This is a genomic window from Kribbella capetownensis, from assembly GCF_004331485.1.
GTDB classification, from domain to species: Bacteria; Actinomycetota; Actinomycetes; order Propionibacteriales; family Kribbellaceae; genus Kribbella; species Kribbella capetownensis.
Window position 1 is genome coordinate 440,444 of the sequence record NZ_SJKD01000002.1, and the last position, 17,789, is coordinate 458,232.

Annotated in this window: 21 protein-coding genes; 11 read left to right on the forward strand and 10 right to left on the reverse strand. The window is 66.9% G+C overall.

What is annotated here, in order from left to right:
- Positions 1–44 precede the first annotated feature (44 nt).
- Positions 45–1,868: an AMP-dependent synthetase/ligase gene (locus E0H75_RS12390; protein ID WP_131513642.1), complete on the forward strand. Its 1,824-nt coding sequence runs from the start codon at positions 45–47 to the stop codon at positions 1,866–1,868.
- 172 nt (positions 1,869–2,040) lie between these two features.
- Here E0H75_RS12390 and E0H75_RS12395 read toward each other — a convergent pair whose 3' ends face one another.
- Complete coding sequence (locus tag E0H75_RS12395) at positions 2,041–2,556, reverse strand: hypothetical protein (RefSeq protein ID WP_131513643.1); 516 nt, start codon at positions 2,554–2,556, stop codon at positions 2,041–2,043.
- 128 nt (positions 2,557–2,684) lie between these two features.
- Here E0H75_RS12395 and E0H75_RS12400 point away from each other — a divergent pair, with 128 nt between their 5' ends.
- Positions 2,685–3,551, forward strand: a complete 867-nt coding sequence (locus E0H75_RS12400) for a phosphotransferase (RefSeq protein WP_202872969.1) — start codon at positions 2,685–2,687, stop codon at positions 3,549–3,551.
- A gap of 40 nt (positions 3,552–3,591) precedes the next feature.
- Here E0H75_RS12400 and E0H75_RS12405 read toward each other — a convergent pair whose 3' ends face one another.
- Complete coding sequence (locus E0H75_RS12405) at positions 3,592–4,461, reverse strand: alpha/beta fold hydrolase (protein ID WP_131513644.1); 870 nt, start codon at positions 4,459–4,461, stop codon at positions 3,592–3,594.
- Between the two features lie 41 nt (positions 4,462–4,502).
- Here E0H75_RS12405 and E0H75_RS12410 point away from each other — a divergent pair, with 41 nt between their 5' ends.
- Entirely contained in the window at positions 4,503–4,661 is a 159-nt protein-coding gene (locus E0H75_RS12410) for an SMI1/KNR4 family protein (protein ID WP_131513645.1), read from the forward strand.
- A 201-nt stretch (positions 4,662–4,862) separates the two neighbouring features.
- The gene (locus E0H75_RS12415; RefSeq protein ID WP_131513646.1) at positions 4,863–5,621 is read left to right on the forward strand and encodes an alpha/beta fold hydrolase; all 759 of its coding nucleotides are present in this window, start codon (positions 4,863–4,865) and stop codon (positions 5,619–5,621) included.
- Positions 5,622–5,807: 186 nt separating this feature from the next.
- Here E0H75_RS12415 and E0H75_RS12420 read toward each other — a convergent pair whose 3' ends face one another.
- The 4 genes from E0H75_RS12420 to E0H75_RS12435 form a co-directional block, all read right to left on the reverse strand.
- The gene (locus E0H75_RS12420; RefSeq protein ID WP_131513647.1) at positions 5,808–7,037 is read right to left on the reverse strand and encodes an MFS transporter; all 1,230 of its coding nucleotides are present in this window, start codon (positions 7,035–7,037) and stop codon (positions 5,808–5,810) included.
- A complete protein-coding gene (locus E0H75_RS12425; protein WP_131513648.1) occupies positions 7,034–8,296 on the reverse strand; it encodes an ATP-grasp domain-containing protein in 1,263 nt (420 codons plus the stop codon). The genes E0H75_RS12420 and E0H75_RS12425 overlap by 4 nt, the downstream gene beginning before the upstream one ends.
- A 187-nt stretch (positions 8,297–8,483) precedes the next feature.
- On the reverse strand, positions 8,484–9,023 hold the full coding sequence (locus E0H75_RS12430; protein WP_131513649.1) for a DinB family protein: 540 nt from the start codon (positions 9,021–9,023) through the stop codon (positions 8,484–8,486).
- A gap of 21 nt (positions 9,024–9,044) precedes the next feature.
- Complete coding sequence (locus E0H75_RS12435; protein WP_337589506.1) at positions 9,045–9,320, reverse strand: aromatic-ring hydroxylase C-terminal domain-containing protein; 276 nt, start codon at positions 9,318–9,320, stop codon at positions 9,045–9,047.
- 112 nt (positions 9,321–9,432) lie between these two features.
- Here E0H75_RS12435 and E0H75_RS12440 point away from each other — a divergent pair, with 112 nt between their 5' ends.
- From E0H75_RS12440 to E0H75_RS12455, 4 genes are all read left to right on the forward strand, one after another.
- A complete protein-coding gene (locus E0H75_RS12440; RefSeq protein ID WP_131513651.1) occupies positions 9,433–9,639 on the forward strand; it encodes a TetR/AcrR family transcriptional regulator C-terminal domain-containing protein in 207 nt (68 codons plus the stop codon).
- Between the two features lie 67 nt (positions 9,640–9,706).
- A complete protein-coding gene (locus E0H75_RS12445) occupies positions 9,707–9,982 on the forward strand; it encodes a hypothetical protein (RefSeq protein WP_131350022.1) in 276 nt (91 codons plus the stop codon).
- Between the two features lie 37 nt (positions 9,983–10,019).
- Entirely contained in the window at positions 10,020–11,393 is a 1,374-nt protein-coding gene (locus E0H75_RS12450; protein WP_131513652.1) for a DUF4331 domain-containing protein, read from the forward strand.
- Positions 11,394–11,398: 5 nt separating this feature from the next.
- On the forward strand, positions 11,399–11,794 hold the full coding sequence (locus E0H75_RS12455; protein WP_131513653.1) for a hypothetical protein: 396 nt from the start codon (positions 11,399–11,401) through the stop codon (positions 11,792–11,794).
- 422 nt (positions 11,795–12,216) lie between these two features.
- Here the strand turns inward: E0H75_RS12455 and E0H75_RS12465 are convergent, their stop codons facing one another.
- Positions 12,217–12,549 (reverse strand): YqfO family protein, encoded by a 333-nt coding sequence (locus E0H75_RS12465; RefSeq protein ID WP_131513654.1) that lies wholly within the window; start codon positions 12,547–12,549, stop codon positions 12,217–12,219.
- Between the two features lie 190 nt (positions 12,550–12,739).
- Between E0H75_RS12465 and E0H75_RS12470 the strand changes: the two genes are divergently transcribed.
- Positions 12,740–14,266 (forward strand): SulP family inorganic anion transporter, encoded by a 1,527-nt coding sequence (locus E0H75_RS12470; protein ID WP_131513655.1) that lies wholly within the window; start codon positions 12,740–12,742, stop codon positions 14,264–14,266.
- On the opposite strand, the gene E0H75_RS12475 is transcribed toward E0H75_RS12470, so the two are convergent.
- A complete protein-coding gene (locus E0H75_RS12475; RefSeq protein ID WP_131513656.1) occupies positions 14,237–15,061 on the reverse strand; it encodes a phosphotransferase family protein in 825 nt (274 codons plus the stop codon). The two genes, E0H75_RS12470 and E0H75_RS12475, sit on opposite strands and share 30 nt — an antisense overlap.
- 231 nt (positions 15,062–15,292) lie before the next feature.
- Between E0H75_RS12475 and E0H75_RS12480 the strand changes: the two genes are divergently transcribed.
- Both E0H75_RS12480 and E0H75_RS12485 read left to right on the forward strand, forming a co-directional pair.
- Entirely contained in the window at positions 15,293–16,048 is a 756-nt protein-coding gene (locus E0H75_RS12480; RefSeq protein WP_165553666.1) for an inositol monophosphatase family protein, read from the forward strand.
- Positions 16,045–16,344 carry a hypothetical protein gene (locus E0H75_RS12485; RefSeq protein WP_131513658.1) on the forward strand — a complete coding sequence of 100 codons (300 nt, stop codon included), beginning with the start codon at positions 16,045–16,047 and terminating at the stop codon, positions 16,342–16,344. The genes E0H75_RS12480 and E0H75_RS12485 overlap by 4 nt, the downstream gene beginning before the upstream one ends.
- A gap of 9 nt (positions 16,345–16,353) precedes the next feature.
- Here the strand turns inward: E0H75_RS12485 and E0H75_RS12490 are convergent, their stop codons facing one another.
- Both E0H75_RS12490 and E0H75_RS12495 read right to left on the reverse strand, forming a co-directional pair.
- The gene (locus E0H75_RS12490) at positions 16,354–17,367 is read right to left on the reverse strand and encodes a questin oxidase family protein (RefSeq protein ID WP_131513659.1); all 1,014 of its coding nucleotides are present in this window, start codon (positions 17,365–17,367) and stop codon (positions 16,354–16,356) included.
- A gap of 82 nt (positions 17,368–17,449) precedes the next feature.
- Positions 17,450–17,782: a glyoxalase superfamily protein gene (locus E0H75_RS12495; protein ID WP_131513660.1), complete on the reverse strand. Its 333-nt coding sequence runs from the start codon at positions 17,780–17,782 to the stop codon at positions 17,450–17,452.
- Between the last annotated feature and the right edge of the window lie 7 nt (positions 17,783–17,789).

Below are 17,789 nucleotides of genomic sequence, written 5' to 3' on the forward strand. Positions count from 1 at the left end.
TACCGATTACTCTCCGGTTACTTGACCCCCGATGGAGGCCAGTTATGACGCCTGTCGCCGATTCCGGCCAGCTCGCGCTGCTCAGCAACCGCAAGGACACCATGGCCCAGATGTTCCTGGACCGGGTCGCCGCGACTCCTGACCGAGAAGCTTTCCGGTACCCCTCGGGTGACGCCTGGAAGTCGGTCAGCTGGCGCGCCATGGATGTACTGGCGCGCCGTCGCGCGGCCGGCCTGGTCGCCCTCGGCGTCCAGCCCGAGCAGCGGGTCGCGATCGCGTCCAGCACGAGGATGGAATGGGTCGAGTGCTACCTGGCCGCCGTCCTCGCCGCGGCCGCGACGACCACGATCTATCCGACCACGATGTCCGTCGACGTCGCCTTCATCATCGCGGATGCCGACGTACAGGTCGTGTTCGCCGAGGACGCGGCTCAGGTGGACAAGCTGCGCGAGCGCAAGTCCGAGATCCCCTCGGTGCGCAAGGTGGTCCTGATCGACGGCGAACCATTGGAGAGCGATGCAGACTGGGTCATCAGTCTCGCCGCCCTGGACGCGCTGGGCGCGGACGAGGCGGACGCCGTCGACGGCCGGATCGCCGAGGTCAAGCCGGAAGACCTCTGCACGCTGATCTACACCTCCGGCACCACCGGCCGGCCGAAGGGCGTGCGGCTGCCGCACTCGGTGTGGACGTACGAGGGCGCTGCCGTCGAGGGGATGCGGGTGCTCAGCCCGGACGATCTCCAGTTCCTCTGGCTGCCGTTGTCGCACGTGTTCGGTCAGGTGCTGCTCGCCGTACAGTTCCAGCTCGGGTTCGCCACCGCGATCGACGGGCGGATCGACAAGATCGTCGAGAACGCCGCCATCGTCCAGCCGACCTTCATGGCCGCGGCGCCGCGGATCTTCGAGAAGGCGCACGGCCGGATCGTCACGATGATCGCGTCCGAGGGCGGGCCGAAGGCCAAGCTGTTCGACTGGGCCTTCGGGGTGGGCGCGCGTGTGTCCGCGCTGCGCCAGCAGGGCAAGGAGCCGGGCGGTCTGCTGGGAGCGCAGTACGCCGCCGCCGATCGGCTCGTGCTGTCGAAGATCCGGGATCGCTTCGGTGGACGGATCCGGTTCTTCGTGTCCGGGTCGGCGGCGCTGGACAAGAAGCTGGCGGAGTGGTTCCACGCTGCTGGGCTGCTGATTCTCGAGGGGTACGGGCTGTCGGAGACGGCGGCTGGGGCGACGCTGAATCGGCCCACGCAGTACCGGCTCGGCAGTGTTGGTCCGGCGTTCCCTGGGACGCAGTTCAAGATCGCCGAGGACGGGGAGATCCTGATCAAGGGCGACGGCGTGATGAGCGGGTACCACAACCAGCCGGAGCAGACGGCCGAGGTGATCGATGCGGACGGGTGGTTCCACACCGGGGACATCGGGCACTTCGAGGACGAGTATCTCTTCATCACCGATCGGAAGAAGGACCTGTTCAAGACGTCGGGCGGGAAGTATGTCGCGCCGCAGGTGATCGAGGGGCGGTTCAAGACGATCTGCCCGTACGCCAGCCAGTTTGTTGTGCATGGCAACAAGCGGAACTTCGTGTCGGCGTTGGTGACGCTGGATCCTGATGCTGTGGTCGGGTGGGGCGCGGCTAATGGGCTTGGTGGGAAGTCGTATGCGGAGATCGTGAGCTCGGACGCGGCTCAGGTGATGGTGCAGGGGTACGTCGACGAGCTGAACGCCGGGCTGAACCGGTGGGAGACCATCAAGAAGTTCACGATCCTCGAGCGGGATCTGACGGTCGAGTCGGGTGAGATGACACCTAGCCTGAAGCTCAAGCGCAAGCACGTCGAGATCGAGTACGCCGACGTACTGGACAAGATGTACGAGTAGTTCTCCCCACGCAACCGCTACGCGCGCTCCTGTCGTTGCGTGCTCGCGGTCGCTCCCGCCCGCCCGGCCTTGAGGGCGGGCTGCCGCCCGCGGTCGACTGCGGGATGTGCGGTCGTGCTGGCGTGATCAGTCGAGGCGACTGGACTTCGGCGTGCTGAGTCTGTGCTGCGGGTTAACGTGCGGCGGCGTGGAGTTTGTTGGGCCAGGGGAAGACGAGGGGGTCGGGGTTTGATTGCCAGCGGTGGCTCAGGTCTCGGAGTGTGTTGGTGGCGCGGTCCAGGTCGGCGTTGTCGTAGGGGCAGGGGGCGGCTTGGGTGATGCCCCAGCTTTCGCGGGCTTGGGTGTAGGGCGTTGGGCGGTCGTTCTCGACGGCTTCGTGGATGACGCTGGTGAGGACTTCGCTGATGCCGATGCTGTTCGGTGCCTTCAGGATTCGGGTGCTGCGGGTCTTGGCGTCGTGGCGTTTCTTGCCTGCGGTCTGTTGCATGCTGTCGAACACCGCTCCGGCCGCGATGCAGCCGAAGATTCCGTCGGGGATTCCGAGCTCGCGTTCGGTGACTGCGTGCGCGAGGTCGTGGGGGACGCGGTGCTTGCGTGAGTACGAGGAGAGGGTGAACACCGCGCCGTCCGCTCGCCGGATCAGCGTGAAGCATTCGCCGCGCGGGTCGTGATGGAACGTGAGGTGCATGATCACCACAGTGGACCCTCGCACCTCGGCGTACCACCGGATTTCCCGCCTGCACAGCATCCCGACGTACCGCAGCCCGGCCGAATACGAAGGACAGAACCAGATCGCGAAGGTAGCCTCACCACATTATGGAGCTGTCCGACATCACCCGTGCGATCGCGGCTGCGACTTCGATCGCCACTGAGCTCGACCTGCCAGCCAACGACGCAATCGTTCTCCACAACTCGAACAAGCTGGCGCTGCGGCTGACGCCATCCGACGTCTTCGCCCGGGTCGCCCCAGTGGGGGAAGAGGTTGCAGAGTTCGAAATCGAGCTCGCTCAACGGCTCGCTGAGGTCGGGTCCCCGGTGTGCGCCTTGGAGCCTCGGGTGGACCCGCTGGTGTACACGCGCGATGGCTTCGCGGTGACGCTGTGGACGTACTACGAGCCCGTGACACCTCACGTCCCACCAGCCGACTACGCCACGGCGCTGGAGCGGCTGCACGCCGGCATGCGCAAGGTTGATCTGCCGAGCCCACGGTTCACGGATCGAATCGCGGAAGCGGAAGAAATCGTTGCCAACCCCGATCTCTCGCCGGAGCTCGCCGATGCGGACCGCGTGTTCCTCAGTGGCAGACTCGAAGGCCTGCGACGGGCGATCGAGGACCGCGGCGCTGAGGAGCAGCTGCTTCACGGCGAGCCGCATCCAGGCAATCTCCTGAGCACGAAGAACGGCCCGTTGTTCATCGACTTCGAGACGTGCTGCCGAGGACCTGTCGAGTTCGATCTCGCCCATATTCCCGTGGCGATCTGCGAGCACTACCCGGGCGTTGACCAAGAACTGCTGGACGACTGCCGGCAGCTCGTGCTCGCCATGGTCGCAGCGTGGCGTTGGGACATTGGCGACCAGTTTCCGGACAGGAGGCGGCTCGGAGAGGGATTCCTGCGCTTGCTGCGCGAGGGTCCCCCTTGGCCGACCCTCGACGCGGTGGACGCGCGTCTGGATGGCCTGTAAAAGTCGCTGATGTGAGGACAGCTCCGTGTCGTACCAGGCGTCAGATGAAGCTGCTGATGGCTTCGACGTACTCGGCCGGCTGTTCCTGGTCGATCAGGTGACCGCTGCGGTCGAAGATCCGCAGTACGGCGTCGGGCATCCGGTCCGCGAGGTCGCGGGCCATGTCGAAGCCGACGTGGCGATCCCAGAGCCCGATCATGACCAGCGTGGGGATCGTGATCGCAGCCAAGTCGTCGGCAAGGTCGGGTCGTTCGGTGCCGACCAGTGCGAGCGTCATCTCCAGGTTGATCTTGGGCGCGGCAGGGTCGGGCTCAGGCACGTTGTCCGGGTCGTAGTAGAAGAATCGCGCGGCGTTCTCGCTCGACGAGATCGCTTCGATCGCGGCGAGAGTCCGCTGGATCGGATCGGTCAGGGTGTCCAGTTGCGTCCGCAGTTGTGTCCGTTCGGCCGGGGCGAGGAATGTCTCGACGGCGTTCGGTCGCAGCGACCAGAGGCCGGGATGCAACGGGCCGACGATCGGGGGAGCGTGCAGGATGAGGCGCTCGACATTGTTGGAGTGGGCAACGGCGTACTCCGCGGCGACCAGGCAGCCGAACGAGACACCCCACGGGATGATCCGGTCCACACCCAATGCCGACCTGAGCTCCTCGAGGTCGGCCACCAACCGTGTCATGGTGTAGGTATCCGGGTCGGACGGCCTCGCCGACCGGCCGCACCCGCGTTGGTCGTAGAAGATCACCGTCGAGACCTTCGCCAGTTCGTCCCCGACCGACCGCTCGACCGAGTAGCAACTCTCACCCGGCCCACCGTGCAACAAGACCAACGGCACCCCACCGTGATGAGCCCCAGCGACCCGAACCCAATGCTCAACCCCGCCCGCGACCACAACCCGCACCCCGTCACTCAACATGCCCGCGAGCCTACGTCCTACCCCAGGCCATCCTGTCCGCGATGAATCCAGACGATGAGGCGACGACGATCGAGGTGGGGCATGGTGTGTCGGAGGCGGTGATCCGCGCGGCCGAGGGCGTGGTGGGGCGTCTGCCGCAGGATTATCGGCTGTTCCTGTCCAGGTTCGGTCATGCGCAGGTCGGGGCTGTCGGCGGATGACTGGCAGCCCACCGGAAAATGTTTGGGCGGTGTGAGGTGAGCGCTGGTAGTTTGCGGGTGCACGTGACACTGCTCTAGGAGGTGAGACCCATGAACCTGCATCCTCGTGGGTGCTCCCCGGTCGTGGTCACGGTTGGGCGACTGACGTAGGTGTCGCCGGGAGCGCCTGAATCTGAAGGCACTTCCGAAAGGCGACACATCATGCATTTCACTACGCAGACAGCATCGAACGGCGTGATCGAACGCGACTTCGTCCTAGGCGACGTCACCGGCGTGCTCTGGTCCCCGGAATCCGGCTCCGACGGCGCGCCACTGCACCTGATGGGGCACGGCGGCGGCCTGCACAAGAAGGCGCAGGGCCTCGTGGCTCGTGCTCACTACTACGTGACCACCTGCGGTTTCACCGTGGCCGCCATCGACGCCCCCGGGCACGGCGACCGGCCGCGATCGGCGGAGGACGGGAAGTGGGTCTCGGCTCTCCTCGAGGCTCGAGCGGCCGGCCAACCGATCGGCCCGATCGTCATCGACTACAACTCGTCGCTGGCGGAGCGCGCCGTACCGGAATGGCAGGCGACCCTGGACGCGCTCCAGGCACTGCCCGAGATCGGCACCGACGCGCCGGTCGGCTACAGCGGCATGACCTTGGCCAGCACGATCGGGTTGATGTGGACAGCGATCGAGCCGAGGATCAGCGCCGCGGTCTTCGGCGGGGTCTTCGTGTACGACGCCCTGACCGAGGCGGCACGGCAGATCACCATCCCGGTCGAGTTCATCCTGCCGTGGGACGACGCGGAGATCGACCGCGAATCCGGGTTCGCCCTGTTCGACGCCTTCGCCTCGAAGGAGAAGACGTTGCACGCCAACCCAGGCGGTCATCACGAGGTTCCGTGGTTCGAGACCGAGATCTCGGGCCATTTCTTCGCCCGCCATCTGGGCCGATCCGTCCCATCGCGGGCCTGAGCTGAAGCTGTCGGCGGCCGGCTCACACCCGGCCGCCGTACAGCTGTGCTCAATCAGACACGCACTGGGCAGGTCGCTAATCGAACGACGAGCAACACTGGATGTACGGACGGCCGACTTCGCCGAACCTGATTGAGCTCACCCCCCCAGCTCCAGGACGCGAGGCCGGCCGTCTGGTGTGGGAGCTCACCGAGATTCCGCGGACCTCGCGCGGCGCCGCGGCAGGCAGAGTTGGGCGGACAGCACCCCGGCCGCGCCGATCAGAGCCCACAGCGCCCAGGGGTTGATCGCGTACACGGCACCGCCGATGAGCGGGCCGGCGCCCGTACCGATCGTGTACGCGACGCCGTGCAGCCCCTGGTAGCGCCCGACCAGGTGCGGCGGAGCCAGGCTGCCCAGGTACGCCTGGGAGTAGGTGCTGGTCACCATCTCGCCGAACGTCCAGATCAGTACCGTTGCCGACAACAGGACCATGCCGGTCGCGAACCCGGTCAGCGCGAGACCGACTCCGACGATCAGGTTGCCGATCGCCAGGACGTACTCCGGCCGGTACCGCGAGACCCAGCCGGTGATGGGCAGTTCCAGCACGAGCACCAGCAGACCGTTGAGCCCGATCAGGAGGCCGAAGTCGCGCGCGCTCAGCCCCGCGTCGTTGACGTGCAAGGGCAGGCCGACGGTGGACTGGATGTAGACGAACTCGGCGACCACGGTCATCAGCAGGAATCGCACCAGCAGGCGGTCGGACAGCGCCTGCCGGTACCCAACCGCCCGGTCATCCTGCGGTTCCACATCGTCGGACCGCACCTGGGGCGCATCCCGCAGCAGCGCCGCCACAACCACGCCGAACAGCAGGCACGCTGCGGCATTGCCCAGGAAGAGCCCCACATAGGACGTGCTCGCGAGCACACCGCCGATGACGCCGCCCAGGGCAGCGCCGATGTTCATCGCGAACCGGTACACCCCGACAGCGGCGAGCCGTTGCTGGTTGGTCGTGACGGAGTCGATCAGTACTGCGGCCGCGGCCGGACGGTAGAGCTGCGACGTCACGCCGATGAGCCCGGCCGCCGCGACGATGGCCAGCAGCGGTCCGAGGAACGGCACGATCGCGGTCAGCCCAGCGGTCGTCACCGCGGACAGCACGATCGTCCATCGCCGGCCGAGCTTGTCGGCGAGATAACCGCCGACGGCGTTGCCGAGCACCTTGCCCAGGCCGGTCACACCGAGCACGAGCCCCGCGGCACCGGCGGAATAGCCGCGCTGGGTCAGGTAGAGCACGATGAACACCGGCAGGAAGTTGCCGACCTGGTTGACCAGGATGCCGAGACTGATGATCCACACCCGGCTGGGCAGGCCGCGCACCGCGTCGCGGAATCGCGCCTCGTCGACGCCCGGCGGGTCCGACGGCGCGGTGTTCACGGCATGGGCTCCGTGCGTACGTGGATCGCCGCGGCCAGTCGCTTGCCGTTGGCAATCGCTTCGGCGGCGGTGGCACCGCGGGCGATGACGTGACCGACCTTGTCCTCGTTCCAGGTCAGCGGTGGTACCTCGTCGCCCGGCTTGACGTCCAACTGCAGGTCGACGTACGCCGGGTCCGCGCGGACGGCGTCGACGCCGGTCACTTCGACCACCCGTCCGGGCTCCGGCGTGATGAACCGTACGGCGGCTCCGCCCTGAGGCTCGGGCGACGCGGTCAGCGGTTCCACCAGGCCGAAGCCGGCGCCCAGCGCGTAGTGCTCCATGTCGACGCCGTACGCGATCTCGGCCAGTTCGTTGATCCGGTCACCGCCGATGCGGTTGTGCGATTCGATGATCCGCGGGCCGCGCGAGGTCAACTTGACCTCGGTGTGCCCGGGACCGTTGCGTAGGCCGACCGCGTCGAGGAAGTCCGTCACCAACCGCCTGACCTCGCCGAGCGTCTCGGCTGAGAGGCCGCTGGGCTGCGAATGCCCGATCTCGACGAAGCCGGCACCGCCGACCTCCTTGTCGGTCACCGCGACGATCACATGCCGGCCGTCGAACGACAGCGTCTCCACGCTGATCTCCGGGCCGTCCAGAAACTCCTCCATCAGGAACTCGTGGAAGGAATCGGCAAAGGCGAGGTCGCCAAGGGTCCACTGCACGTCGTCGAGGGATCGGTACCGCTCGGCAACGACGTCCACATCGGCCTGGTCGCGGATCCGGAACACCCCGAGGCTGCCGGATTCGCGGACCGGCTTGACGATGATCGGGAGCCCGTGCGCCTTCACGAACTCCCGGATGTCCTGCCCGGACCGGCCGACCGCGGAGGCCACCGGGCTGATGTCCCTCGCGGCCAGGTGCCGGCGCATCCGCCATTTGTCCAGCAGCAACTCCACGGTTTCGACGGACTCGCCGCGGAGGCCGAGCGCCTCGTTGATCCGCGCCGTCGGCAGCAGTCCCAGCTCGCTCAGCGACACAGCCGCCTGGAACGGGTACGCCGCGTGCAGTGCTCGGACGAGCGGCAGGAGTCGGTCGATGTCGCCGTAGTCGAGCAGCAACGCCTGATCGACGTACGGCCAATGACCGCGGTCGTACTCGTCCGGGTACTGGACGTGAACCACATCCAGGCCGAGCTCCCGGGCCTTGCGCACATGCTTCAGCTTGCCGCCGACAACCAGAACGCGAGGCCGCCCGCTGGACACAACTTCGTCGATCACCGTGGCTCCCTGTCAGAGAGGATCCGTGCGACCAAACCCTGCCCGTCTGAGGTAGCCCCCGCATATCAGCACTCCTCCCTATCCCCAATCCCCAAGCAGCCCCTAAGGATCGGCCCCACAGCGCGGGATCGTCTAAGGCACCAGCTCCGCCAAACCCACCGGCTCGGCTGTGGGCGAGGGCTAGGAATTACTCGCCGACGAGGCCGTCTATGGACTCTCGGAGGAGGTCGGCGTGGCCGTTGTGGCGGGCGTACTCCTCGATCATGTGCATTGCGATCCAGCGCGCGTTGGGCCTGGTGCCGTTTCTGCGGGGACGATCTGCCGGGCGGTCCAGGCCGCCGTCTGCCAAGGCTTCGGCGAGTAGATCGCGCGAGCGGGCCACCGCGTTCTGCCAGAGCGCATACAGCTCGTCGGGGGAGTCGTCGGCGGCCGAGTTCCACTCCCAGTCGGGGTCGGCGTCGAAGTGGTCGTCGTTCCAGATGGGCTGGCGCTCGTTGCCCCGCAGGCAGTAGGAGAACCAGTGGTCCTCGTAGAAAGCCACGTGCTTGAGCATCCCGCCCAGCGTCATCGTCGACACGCCCACGGTCACCCGTAGCCCGGCCGCGTCCAGACCGGAGCACTTCCAGGCGAACGTCGCCCGCTGGTACTCCAGGAAGCCCACGATCGTCTCGGGCTCACCACCCGCAAAGGGAGGCAGCGGGCGTCCATGCTCGTCCAGGCCGGTCATGCCCGGCAGCCTATGCCCGCGTCAGGTCGTCAGGCAGGCCGGACCGAACCAGGTGCTGAGAGCATCGGTCAGCCCGTCGTCGGGGCCATTGGTGGCCCAAGCGGCATGGCCGTCCGGTCGGATGAGCACTGCAGCCGGCACGCTGATCTCGCCGATGCCCGGGACCGTCCACAACTCGTCGGCACAAGCGGCAGTGACACAGTCGACCCGGCTTTCCCAGCCAGTCAAGGAAGGTACGTCGGAACCGTTCACTGTCAGCAGTATCGGACGTCCCGCAGCCAACAGCTTGACAAGCAGGAGTTGCTGGACGCGATGGCTCGCGTGCTGTTCGTCTCCGCCGTCGACGGCATCGAGGCGCCGCGGCGGGCGCTCGGGTGCTGGCCGGCACCAACGTCAGCGACGACTCGATGTGGCGGGTGACCGAGCTGACGTCGCGTACCCCGACGGCAATCCATACCACCCCGAGCAGATCACCCAGGCGGTCGACGCCGACCGCTACCCGCTGACGGCACGGATGGTCGGCGACCTGTTCACCGCCGACCCCGATGCGGACTTCGGCCACGGCCTCCGGATCGTCCTGGCCGGAGTCGACGCCACCGCGCGGCCCAAGGTCTGACCCATCCGCTGGTGAGAACGCCCCGAATGTCGGCTGCACGGGGTTTCTACCAGTGGGAGGTCAGCACATGAGTAACGCAACGCGCCGGGGGTTCCTGGTGTTCGCGGGCGCGGGGACGGTTGCGGCAGTGGGAGCGGTCGCAGCGGTTGGTGCGGTCGGCGACAAGGCCGCGGACGCGGCGAAGACATCGCTGGAACCGGGCGACCTGGCTGACGCCGAGTCGTTCGTCGTCCACGTCAAGGACGTGAAGTCCGGTCAACTGGCGATCATGGTCGGCCACCGCGAGGTGCTCGTGACCGATCGTGAACTCGCGGCCCGCCTTGCCGGCGTGACGACCGCCTGATCCCAGCCTTTCAGCATCTGTTCTTGGAGGAATTGTCATGTCTTCGCACCGCGAGGCACCGGAGATCTCGAAGGATCCGGTGGCCGACAACACCGATGTCTACGCGTTCGTCAGCCCGGACGCGCCCGACACGGTCACGATCATCGCCAACTTCATCCCGTTCCAGAACCCGTTCGGCGGGCCGAACTTCTACGAGTTCGGCGATGACGTGCTCTACCAGATCCACATCTCCAACCGCGGGACCGGTCAGGCCGACATCAGCTACCAGTTCCGCTTCCACGCCGAGATCCGGAACAAGAAGACGTTCCTGTACAACACCGGTCCGATCACGTCGATCAAGGACCGTACCTGGAACCGGCCGCAGTACTACTCCGTGACCCGCGTCGAGCAAGGCCGGTCCCGGATCCTGGCCCGGAACCTGACGGCGCCGCCGGTCAACGTCGGAGTCCGCAGTACGCCGAACTACGCCAGGCTCGCCCGCCAGGCGATCCACACCATCGGCACCGGTCGCAAGGTGTTCGCGGGGCAGCGTGCCGACGCGTTCTGGGCCGACCTGGGCAGCATCTTCGACCTCGGTACGCTGCGGCCGTTCCAGATGGCGCACCTGATCCCGTCCGCCGCCGCCATGGGAGTGAACGGTCTGCAGGGCTCCAACGTGCACACCATCGCGATCCAGGTCCCGATCACCGACCTGACCCGCGACGGCCGCCGGCCCACGAAGGTGCTGGACCCCAAGTCCGTCATCGGGGTCTACGCGTCGGCCAGCCGTCAGCAGTCCCGCATCGTCAACGGCGACGGCACCTCGGTGTGGCACGGCCCGTACAAGCAGGTCTCCCGGCTGGGCAACCCGCTGTTCAACGAGGTCATCGTGCCGATGGCCGAGAAGGATCGCTGGAACAGCCTGCCACCGTCCGCCGACAAGCGGTTCGCCGGATTCGTCACCAAGCCGGAGCTCGCCGGCCTGCTGCCGGTGCTGTACCCAGGTGTGTTCCCGAGGCTGGCGGCGTACAAGAAACCGCGTGCGGACCTGGCGGCGATCCTCCTGACCGGTATCCCGAAGGATGTCGTCGACGGCTTCCAGAACTACACCGGTCCGGTCCAGGCCGACATGTTGCGCCTCAACGTCGCCGTACCGCCGGCCAAGTCGCCCAACCCACTCGGCCTGGTCGCGGGTGACGCGGCCGGATTCCCGAACGGGCGGCGCCTGATCGACGACGTCGTGACGGTCGAACTGCGGGCCGTCGCCGGCATCACGATCCCGCTGGTCGACAAGTCGTTCAAGCCCGACGACGCGGCCGGTGCGATCAAGGACGGTACGTCGAACACCAACGGTCCGCTGCTCGACCGGTTCCCCTACCTCGGTACGCCGGGTGGCGGCTACCAGTCGCTGCCGGGCACCCCGGCCGCGTGAGCACGATGAGCGGCCCTGGGAACAACGCGGTCGAGAATCCCCATGCGGGGAAGGGATCCTCGGTCCTGCTCGACATCGGCGGCGACATCGGCGCCCTCGTGATCGACATGCCGGCCCGCCTCGAAGACGAGGAGGTCGAGCTCCGCAAGGCCGGCTCGTCGTCTCCCTCCGATCACCATCACGACCACGACCACGACCACGGCCATGGGCACGGCCACGGGGTGGCGCCGCATGTCGCCGTCGTACCTCGCCCGAAGCCCGATGGAACGACAGCGCACTCCGCCGTCTTCTCAGAAGTTGCCCAGGGCACCTATGAGCTCTACCTCCGCCCGCACGGCCCGGTGCAGCTGACGGTCGAGATCCACGGCGGCCAGGTCACCGAGGCGACCTGGCCCAGCTGACGGCGCTTGGCTTCTAGGCCCGAACTTCTGAGCCTCGATGAGCAACCGCTGGCTGGTCGCCACCAACAGACCGTCTCTCTCGATCTGTTCGTGCAACGCCAGCAGCCGGTCGCGGTACTGCTCCACGGTGAAGTCCGGAACGATCCAGATCACCTTGCGCAGGGCTTCTGCTGATGCCACAGCCTGTTCGGTACCGCGTCCTTACCGGCAGGCTGTGGCCCCATCAAGTATTCCGTCAACTCGATAACGGTGCCGCCGGGATTCCGGCCAGCACCTCGCCGCCTCCGGTCTGGACATCGAGGGCCACGCCCGAGAAGCAACCGCACCGTCGTCCGACGACGGCATCCAGGAGTACACCTACGTCCTCGACGCTCTACAGCCGTGAGAGGGTACTGCGGCACTCCAGCCAAGCATGGTCAGCGTCAGGGTTCGAGCACGGTGGGCTGGTGCAGCGGGATGAATCGGATGATCGGCTCTTCGTAAGGATGCGCGGCCTTCAGCGCCTTCAGGACGAGTGGTGCGGCTGAGGTCTCGCATTCGGACTCGACGCGGGTCTCGGTCCCGTGCATCAGCTTCCCGATCTCGCCGTCGAAGGGTTCGGCTCCGGGCATCGGCTTCCAGGTCCCGCCGATCTGCCACAAGCTCGTCACCTGGTCGTAACGGCCGACACGGCCGGCTCCGGCGGATTCCAGCGCCGCCAGGATCGCGGGAACGTGGTCGTCGGGAACGCAGACCTCGATCTTGACTCTCGACATCACAACTGTCTCCTCTCTCACCTCAGGGTAGGGTTTAGAACGGTGAGGCGATCTGGTGCTCCTCACCGCGCCTGTCTGTTCCTCACCCCGCCTGCCCCGATCAAGCGACCCTCGAGCTGTGACGCCCGCGCAAAGATGCGCAGGAACCGGCCCGCCCTGAGGCCCCCGCCTGTGCCTGACTGGAGACCGCATGACCTCGCTGACGCCTGAGTCAGCCGCGCCCGAATCCGTTCCGTCCCCCACCGACATCACGTCTGTCCTGGCAGCGCTGCGTTCGCCACGCCGGCTGCGGACCGAGGTGCTGGCCGGCCTCGTCGTCGGGCTCGCCCTGATTCCCGAGGCGATCAGCTTCTCGATCATCGCAGGCGTCGACCCGAGGGTCGGGTTGTTCGCGTCCTTCACGATGGCGGTGTCGATCGCGTTCCTGGGCGGACGCCCGGCGATGATCTCCGCAGCCACCGGCGCGGTCGCGCTGGTGATCGCGCCGGTGATGCGCAACCACGGCTTCGAGTACTTCGTCGCCACGGTGATCCTGGCCGGGATCCTGCAGGTCGTCCTGGGTGTGCTCGGCGTCGCCCGGCTGATGCGGTTCATCCCGCGCTCGGTCATGGTCGGCTTCGTCAACTCGCTGGCGATCCTGATCTTCCTGGCGCAGCTTCCACACCTGACCCACGTCCCGTGGCTGGTCTATCCGCTGGTCGCGGCAGGTATCGCGGTGATGGTGTTCCTCCCGAAGCTGACCAAGGCGGTCCCGGCCCCGCTGATCGCCATCCTCGCCGTCACGCTGTTCGTGGCGCTGACCTCGGTGACTGTTCCGACCGTCGGGGACGAGGGCAAACTGCCCGACAGCCTGCCGTCACTCTTCTTCCCGGACGTGCCGCTGAACCTGGACACGTTGCGCATCATCGCGCCGTACGCCGTGGCGATGGCGCTCGTCGGACTGCTCGAATCCTTGATGACCGCCAAGCTCGTCGACGACATCACCGACACGCACTCGGTCAAGACCCGCGAGGCCTGGGGGCAGGGCGTCTCGAACGTCATCACCGGCTTCTTCGGCGGGATGGGCGGTTGCGCGATGATCGGCCAGACGATGATCAACGTGAAGGCCTCCGGCGCCCGGACCCGGATCTCCACGTTCCTGGCCGGCGTGTTCCTGCTGATCCTGGTCGTCGGCCTCGGAGACCTCGTCGGCGACATCCCGATGGCCGCCCTGGTCGCGGTGATGATCATGGTCTCGGTCGGTACGTTCGACTGGCACAGCATTCAGCTCAAGACGCTGCGCCGGATGCCGCGCAGTGAGACCCTCGTGATGCTGTCGACCGTCGTGATCGTCGTCATCACCCACAATCTCGCCATCGGGGTCGTCGTCGGTGTCCTCGTCGCAATGGTGCTGTTCGCGCGCCGCGTCGCCCACTTCACCACGGTCAGCGAGGTGGCTCAGCCCGACGAGGACACCAAGACGTACGCCGTCACCGGTGAACTCTTCTTTGCCTCCAGCAACGATCTGGTCTACCAGTTCGACTACCGCGGCGATCCCGCGAACGTGGTGATCGACCTGACCGACTCTCACATCTGGGACGCGTCGACTGTGGCGACTCTGGATGCGATCACCACGAAGTACGAGCGGTACGGCAAGACCGTCCGCATCGTCGGCCTGAACCCTTCCAGCGCGGAGCGGCACCAGCGCCTAGCCGGGCAACTGAGCGCCGGACACTAGTCGGGACAGGCTCCGCGTGACGAGGGTCGTGACGTACCTGGTGTGCGGATGCGGGAGGCCGATGATGCGGGCGTACTCCCGCGCTTCGACCGCCAGCTTGAGCGGCGCGACCTGCAACGCGATGTCCGCCAGGTGGCGCTTCTCCGCCGCGGTTCCCCACGGAAGGGCATCCAGGTAGGCGGCCAGCACTTCAGGGACGTTGCCCACTTCGTCGGCCTCCTGGCGTAGTCGATCCAGAGAGATCATCGGGCAACCGACCCTGGCCTCCTCCCAGTCGAGCAGAACCACAGACTCGTTGTCTCGCACCAGTCCGTTTGTGCCCTGAATGTCCGGGTGATCAATCGAGATCGGCACGGCCGCGGTCAATTCCTCGATGCCGCGCTGCAGTGCGGGAAGGTGGCGACGAAGCCCGGCGACCAGTTCGTCGTCCAGATCGGCCACACGGCTCAGATCCGCCAGCAGAGTCTCCGGAATCGCGGTCAGGTCGTACTGAGGCAAGCCACGAAGATCCACGTCAGCCATCGCGCTTTGCACCTCACCGAGCGTCCTGGCCTGGGTCACCAGGGCGGCGGGTCCCACCGTCTCCACAGTCGGCCCACTCACGTACGCGAAAACACTGCGCTGCCAGACAGCATCGTCGTCGTGGGCAAGCAGTTCCGCCGTCGCCTGCGGGTATGCGCGCTCAACCGCTCGATGTACGGCGGCAGCATGTGGGTACACGACTGGACAGGCGTGCTTGACGACGACGTACTCGCCATCCACCTCGAACAGGCCGGTAGCTCCCCACCTCTTCACCCTGAGCACCTCAACCGGGCCCCGAACCACCGATGCCCCCGGCAAGACGGACCCCACCCACTCCGACAACCCACCAATATCCGCCCGATCCCCAGGCCACTCAGAAAGCTCAGGCACTAGCCACCGCATCCTCTCTCTCACAACCATCAGGACACATCCCGAAGTCCATGATGATGTACGACGGGTCGAGCCGGCCGCCAGGGATGACCTGGACTGATAGCGTCGTTCGTTGTGGACGGCGCTGATGACTTGCGACTGGCCTTCGACACAGCGGATCTGGCGTCGGAACTCGCGCTCGCTTACTTCGAAGCCGGCGTCTCGGCAACACTGAAGGCCGACGGCACGCCGGTCACGGAAGCCGATCGGGCCGTCGAGCGATTGATTCGCGAGACGTTGGCTGCGGCGAGGCCGGACGATGCGCTCCTCGGCGAGGAACTTGGCCGGCTCGGTGAGTCCGGTCGCGTCTGGATCGTCGACCCGATCGACGGTACGTCGTACTTCAGCCGGAACGACCCGAACTGGCGGGTCCAGATCGCGCTGGAGGTTGCCGGGAGCATCGAGATCGCGGTCGTCGCCGCGCCCGGGCTGCAACGCTGCTGGTGGGCGACCCGCGGCGGGGGCTCCTTCGAGTCATCGTGGCCACGCGAGGAGGCCGAAGCGAAGCGCCTCGAGGTCAGCAGCACGTCAAGCTTGGCCGACGCCCGGCTCGAGGCTCTCGACGACACCTCGAGAGCCCGCCTCGCACCGAACGTGGCCCACCCACCGACCACCCCACTTCCACTGATCGACCTTGTGCGCGGCGAGCTCGACGCGTTCTTGGTAGAGCGCTACCACCTCTGGGATCACGCCCCCTGGATCCTCCTCGTCGAAGAAGCCGGCGGCCGCTTCACCAACCCAACCGGAGGCCACGCCGGCGACCAAGGCGGCGGCCTCTACTCCAACACCAACCTCCACACCCAACTCCTCAGGGCCCTCGACTACCCGTGAAACACGGCGGGACAAAGAGGACTGCCATCACCGACGATCCGGGCCTGCCCGGCATCGCGGTCGACGGGCGGCGTCGTTCACTGCCGGCGCTCGCGGAGAGCGGCATGTACCCCCAAGCGACCTTCGACGCGGACTTCCACCGGGTGGTCAACTGGTGGCGGGTGAGCACGGACCCGGCCGCGCGGGTCCAGCCGCCGAAGCAAACGCGCGACCGGCTGACGCCCCGGGTCTACGGACTCATCCTGGGAGTGCTCATCGTCGTCGTCACCTTCATCATCGCGTACCTACGCTCCTGACCCGCACAGTCAGTCGCCTTCTATGAGTCGGACGGCATGCAGCCCGGCGTCGAGCGTGCCGGGCGAACTGGCGAAGTCGATGACGGTGTCGACGAACTTGATGGCGTGCTCGTCACCGCCGGACACCGCGCGGGACATGACCTCAGCTGGACTGACGTCCTCGGAGCTGGGAGCCGGTCGCGGCTCTCGCGGTGAGTAGGCCGCAGTGACTGCAGCCGTCGCCGCCCACGCTGCCTCGAGGCTTGGCTGCCACAGCCGCTCGGGCAGTTCGGGCATGGTTCTCAGTACGGCGTTGGGCGCGGTGGCAGCGTGGACGAGCATGATCGGACTTCCGTGGCCGTGGGTCGCGTAGCGCAGGACCGATGCTTCGGTGATCGACGCGAGTCGTTCCTGAGCGGTTCCCGTGCCAGGGATGGCGCCGGCCGCCTCGGTCCAGCGATCGGTAGCGGCAAGCTGTGCGAGGCGGTGCCGGATGCCGAACCGCTGGTCCGCGACCCGTGGCACAGCGTCGAGGGCAGACCGCGGATCACGCGATCGATAGGGACCTTGTCCGGCCGGGGCCAGCGGCTGCCATCGAGCCGCCCAGTACGCGAGGCCGTGAGCCAGTTCAAGAGCACGGGCGGGAGTCTCCTCGTCGGCCAGCGACCGCACCGCATGACCGACCCGAATGACTCCGTGCGTCGCGCCCGCAGCAATTCCCGGGAGCAGCCGCGGCCACCAGGTCGCCAGCACCTGACGCCACGGCGCCTCCCGAACCTCTGTCTCGAAGAAGTTCAGCCAGTCACCTGCTCTGACCGGATCGCCCAGCGGATCCCGCCACGCCTCCTGCTGGATCCGGTCGATCCCGCGCGGACGCGACTCGAGCTGATCGCCGTACTCGTCCAGCCAGCGGTGAACTGTTGCTCCATGCCCCCTTCGGGTCAGCACCTCGGCGGCCATCGGCGCATGGTTCGACAACCAACCGTTGCGCTCGGGCCCGGTGTCACGCAGACGCTCATACGCTTCGTCCAGATAGCTCTCCATCCCCCAACCGTCTTACTTGAAGTACACTTGAAGTCAACACGGATTGCTCTGGCTGGCGGACGTCCTGCGAGCGGCGGGGCGGTCATTGTCTGGGGGTGCCCACCCGTAGGCGGTTGCCGTCGGGGTCGTGTAGTTCGATCTCCCGGGCCCAAGGAGCGTCCTGTGGGCGATCACCGAACTCGGCGGCGATGGCGTCGACGTCGTGGACGCGGAGGTATACCAGCGTGTTCGGGCGGGCGTCGCCTTTGTGCTCTGACAAGAACAGCCTGACCCGGCCGCGGGCTACCTCGACGAACGCGGGCAGGCCTGGCTCGAAGCGGTGTTCCCACTGCTGGGTGAAACCCAGACGGCCGTACCACGCGACCGCCACAGCGGCATCCTTGACGTGAAGAATCGGAATGGCTTCCTCGTCCATGTGGCCC

Bases quoted from the DNA above. Each gene is read 5' to 3' on its own strand.
- E0H75_RS12390 (WP_131513642.1), top strand. From the start codon at position 45: ATGACGCCTGTCGCCGATTCCGGCCAGCTCGCGCTGCTCAGCAACCGC.
- E0H75_RS12395 (WP_131513643.1), bottom strand. From the start codon at position 2,556: ATGCACCTCACGTTCCATCACGACCCGCGCGGCGAATGCTTCACGCTG.
- E0H75_RS12405 (WP_131513644.1), bottom strand. From the start codon at position 4,461: ATGTTGAGTGACGGGGTGCGGGTTGTGGTCGCGGGCGGGGTTGAGCAT.
- E0H75_RS12470 (WP_131513655.1), top strand. From the start codon at position 12,740: ATGACCTCGCTGACGCCTGAGTCAGCCGCGCCCGAATCCGTTCCGTCC.
- E0H75_RS12495 (WP_131513660.1), bottom strand. From the start codon at position 17,782: ATGGACGAGGAAGCCATTCCGATTCTTCACGTCAAGGATGCCGCTGTG.
- E0H75_RS12410 (WP_131513645.1), top strand. From the start codon at position 4,503: ATGAATCCAGACGATGAGGCGACGACGATCGAGGTGGGGCATGGTGTG.
- E0H75_RS12465 (WP_131513654.1), bottom strand. From the start codon at position 12,549: ATGTCGAGAGTCAAGATCGAGGTCTGCGTTCCCGACGACCACGTTCCC.
- E0H75_RS12445 (WP_131350022.1), top strand. From the start codon at position 9,707: ATGAGTAACGCAACGCGCCGGGGGTTCCTGGTGTTCGCGGGCGCGGGG.
- E0H75_RS12490 (WP_131513659.1), bottom strand. From the start codon at position 17,367: ATGGAGAGCTATCTGGACGAAGCGTATGAGCGTCTGCGTGACACCGGG.
- E0H75_RS12400 (WP_202872969.1), top strand. From the start codon at position 2,685: ATGGAGCTGTCCGACATCACCCGTGCGATCGCGGCTGCGACTTCGATC.
- E0H75_RS12455 (WP_131513653.1), top strand. From the start codon at position 11,399: ATGAGCGGCCCTGGGAACAACGCGGTCGAGAATCCCCATGCGGGGAAG.
- E0H75_RS12450 (WP_131513652.1), top strand. From the start codon at position 10,020: ATGTCTTCGCACCGCGAGGCACCGGAGATCTCGAAGGATCCGGTGGCC.
- E0H75_RS12415 (WP_131513646.1), top strand. From the start codon at position 4,863: ATGCATTTCACTACGCAGACAGCATCGAACGGCGTGATCGAACGCGAC.
- E0H75_RS12430 (WP_131513649.1), bottom strand. From the start codon at position 9,023: ATGACCGGCCTGGACGAGCATGGACGCCCGCTGCCTCCCTTTGCGGGT.